This window comes from Thermodesulfovibrio thiophilus DSM 17215, from assembly GCF_000423865.1.
Classification (GTDB): Bacteria; Nitrospirota; Thermodesulfovibrionia; order Thermodesulfovibrionales; family Thermodesulfovibrionaceae; genus Thermodesulfovibrio; species Thermodesulfovibrio thiophilus.
Map to the genome: position 1 here is coordinate 1 of NZ_AUIU01000004.1, position 2,500 is coordinate 2,500.

Below are 2,500 nucleotides of genomic sequence, written 5' to 3' on the forward strand. Positions count from 1 at the left end.
CTATATTGAAAGCCAAAACCTATAAATATCGTCTTTACCCTACAAAGAAGCAAGTCCAAAAACTTGAATGGACTTTGGATATGTGCCGTATCCTCCACAACTCCTGTCTTTTGGATAGAAGAAATCATTACGAGCAGACTGGCAAAGGACTTTCCCGGATCAAACAGCAGGAAATCCTTAAATCCGATAAACAAATTGTTGAATCCCTAAAGCAGATACATTCTCAAGTCCTTCAAGATGTTCTTTTTAGAGTAGATAGAGCATTTCAAGGATTCTTTCGAAGGATTAAAGAGAAAAACGATAAAGCTGGGTATCCGAGATTCAAGGGGGGAAGGAAGATACGACTCTATCACATATCCACAACAGCCTGCATTTCAGATAACTCCGCAAGGGCTTAAACTTTCCAGGATAGGAACTATTAAGATTAAACTGCATAGGAATATTGATGGCACTGTTAAAACCTGCACCATCAAAAGAGAATGTAACAGGTGGTATGCCTGTTTTTCTGCCTTGTATGAACCAGTTAAAAAACCCATCCCTGATAAAGCTATTGGTATAGATATGGGCATTAAATCTTTTGCTGTTACATCGGATGGTGAAGTTATAGAAAACCCTAAATATCTCGTTAAGTCCGAAAAAAAACTTATCCAGAAACAAAGACAACTTTCCAACAAAAAGAGGGGGGCAAACAACAGAAAGAAGGCAAGACAATCTGTTGCCAGACTTCATGTTAAAGTTAGAAATCAGAGATCTGATTTTCATCATAAAGTTTCTCGTAAACTTGTAAATACTTATGGTTTTATAGCAATAGAGGATCTGAATATAAAGGGAATAGTAAAAAACCACCATCTTGCAAAGCATATTTCTGATGCTGGATGGGGGACAGTTTCTCAATTATCTTATATACAAAGCGGAAGAAGCTGGTTGTAAGATAGAGAAGGTGCCCCCTCAATATACGAGCATCAAGTGCAGTGTTTGTGGTCAACTTGTTGACAAGACACTTGCAGATAGGATCCACAGATGCCCTTTCTGTAATGTTGTTATAGATAGAGACTACAATGCTGCTCGAAATATTTTACTGAAATCTACCGCAGGAACTGCGGGAAGTAACGCCTGGGGAGAGGTTTGGATGCAGACCTCTACGAACCAGGAAGCCCTGCCCGTAAGGGCGGGGTAGTTCACATATATGACACTAAAATTAACATTATTTTTACAAAAAATTTATATTTTAATGTGATATAATCCTATATAAAAAGGAGGGTGATATGAAAAATGGTATTGTCAGGTATGGTATATATCTATCAGCTCTTTTAGTTTTTTTAGTTGCAATAGCTTTTTTTACTCCTAAAATTCTTGCAACTACTAATACTGTAGAATTTTGTGCTAAATGTCATGTTATGCAGGAACAATATGTGAGTCTGATGCAGGGTGGATTACATAACTCTCTTAAATGTGTTGACTGTCATCTTCCGAATGATTCAAAAGTCAAGTTTTATTTCTGGAAAGCAGTTGATGGTGGTAAAGATATCGTATTTTTCCATACAGGGAATTTTCCTGAAAGGATTAAAGCATCAGAACATACGAAAAACACAATTCAGACAAACTGTATAAAATGTCATGAAGGAATGGTTTCCAGACTTACTGTAGCAGATAGAAAATGCTGGGACTGTCATAAAAGAGTATCGCATAGACAAACAGGTTTCAGAGAAACTATGTAAGGAGGTATTTTTTATGAAACGATTTGCTTTTATTGGGATTTTATCTTGCCTTTGTTTGTTTATTTTAGTCTCTTGCTCACCTGAAAAGCCAAAAGAGTTTAAAGCAGCCGCACTGTCGGAAAACGAAATTGATCCAGAAGTCTGGGGCAAAGTTTATCCTATTCATTATGAGATGTACAAACAGTCTAAAGAACCTACACCAGCTGGGAAAAGTAAATATAAAAGAGGCTGGGATACGGATAAAGTAATTTATGACAAACTTTCTGAATATCCATTTATGGCATTACTTTACAATGGCTGGGGATTTGGAATTGAATATAATGAACCAAGAGCACATTACTACAGAATTATTGATCAACTTGAAATTGATTCTTCAAGACTTAAACCAGGAGGGGTATGTCTTACCTGCAAAACAACCCTTGCACCTGAGCTTGAAGCAAAATATGGTCTTGCTTACTATAATAGGCCATATAAAGAAGTATGGAGCTGGATTCCTGAAAAATACAGAAAACTTGGAGACTCCTGTTTAGATTGCCACAATCCAAAGGATGCGACACTGCACATTAGAAGAGGCTTTACTCTGGTAAAAGCTCTACAGACAATGGGAGTGGATACAAACAATCTATCTCATCAGCTGATGCGAAGTCTTGTATGTGGTCAATGCCATGTTACATATGTAGTGCCAAGAGATAAAGATATGAAACCTGTTGGGCTTTTCTTTCCATGGCAAGGGAGTAAACTTGGCGGCATTTCTATTGAAAACATCATAAAAGTTCTTAAAA

At 37.1% G+C, this 2,500-nt stretch carries 5 protein-coding genes (1 of these 5 cut by a window edge); all 5 read left to right on the plus strand.

Translation table 11 applies throughout. The features are described 5' to 3' along the window. Positions 1-398, plus strand: a 398-nt coding sequence (locus tag G581_RS12205) for a helix-turn-helix domain-containing protein (RefSeq protein ID WP_239639002.1), incomplete at its 5' end; no start/stop codon positions are given. Beyond that, on the plus strand, positions 313-930 hold the full coding sequence (locus tag G581_RS12210) for an RNA-guided endonuclease InsQ/TnpB family protein (protein WP_239639005.1): 618 nt from the start codon (positions 313-315) through the stop codon (positions 928-930). The genes G581_RS12205 and G581_RS12210, both read left to right, overlap by 86 nt. Then, positions 869-1,177 carry a zinc ribbon domain-containing protein gene (locus G581_RS12395; RefSeq protein ID WP_420835048.1) on the plus strand — a complete coding sequence of 103 codons (309 nt, stop codon included), beginning with the start codon at positions 869-871 and terminating at the stop codon, positions 1,175-1,177. The genes G581_RS12210 and G581_RS12395 overlap by 62 nt, the downstream gene beginning before the upstream one ends. Positions 1,178-1,265: 88 nt before the next feature. Beyond that, positions 1,266-1,718 (plus strand): cytochrome c nitrite reductase small subunit, encoded by a 453-nt coding sequence (gene nrfH / locus G581_RS0100635; protein WP_051178607.1) that lies wholly within the window; start codon positions 1,266-1,268, stop codon positions 1,716-1,718. Positions 1,719-1,731: 13 nt separating this feature from the next. Further along, positions 1,732-2,500 carry the 5' portion of an ammonia-forming cytochrome c nitrite reductase subunit c552 gene (locus tag G581_RS0100640; protein WP_028844164.1) on the plus strand. It continues 701 nt past the right edge of the window, so the window shows 769 of its 1,470 coding nt (coding positions 1-769); its start codon is at positions 1,732-1,734; its stop codon lies off the right edge, out of view.

What these genes read in the sequence shown, in the direction of transcription:
- G581_RS12395 (WP_420835048.1), top strand. Translation starts at nt 869, where the DNA reads ATGCTGGATGGGGGACAGTTTCTCAATTATCTTATATACAAAGCGGAA.
- nrfH (WP_051178607.1), top strand. Translation starts at nt 1,266, where the DNA reads ATGAAAAATGGTATTGTCAGGTATGGTATATATCTATCAGCTCTTTTA.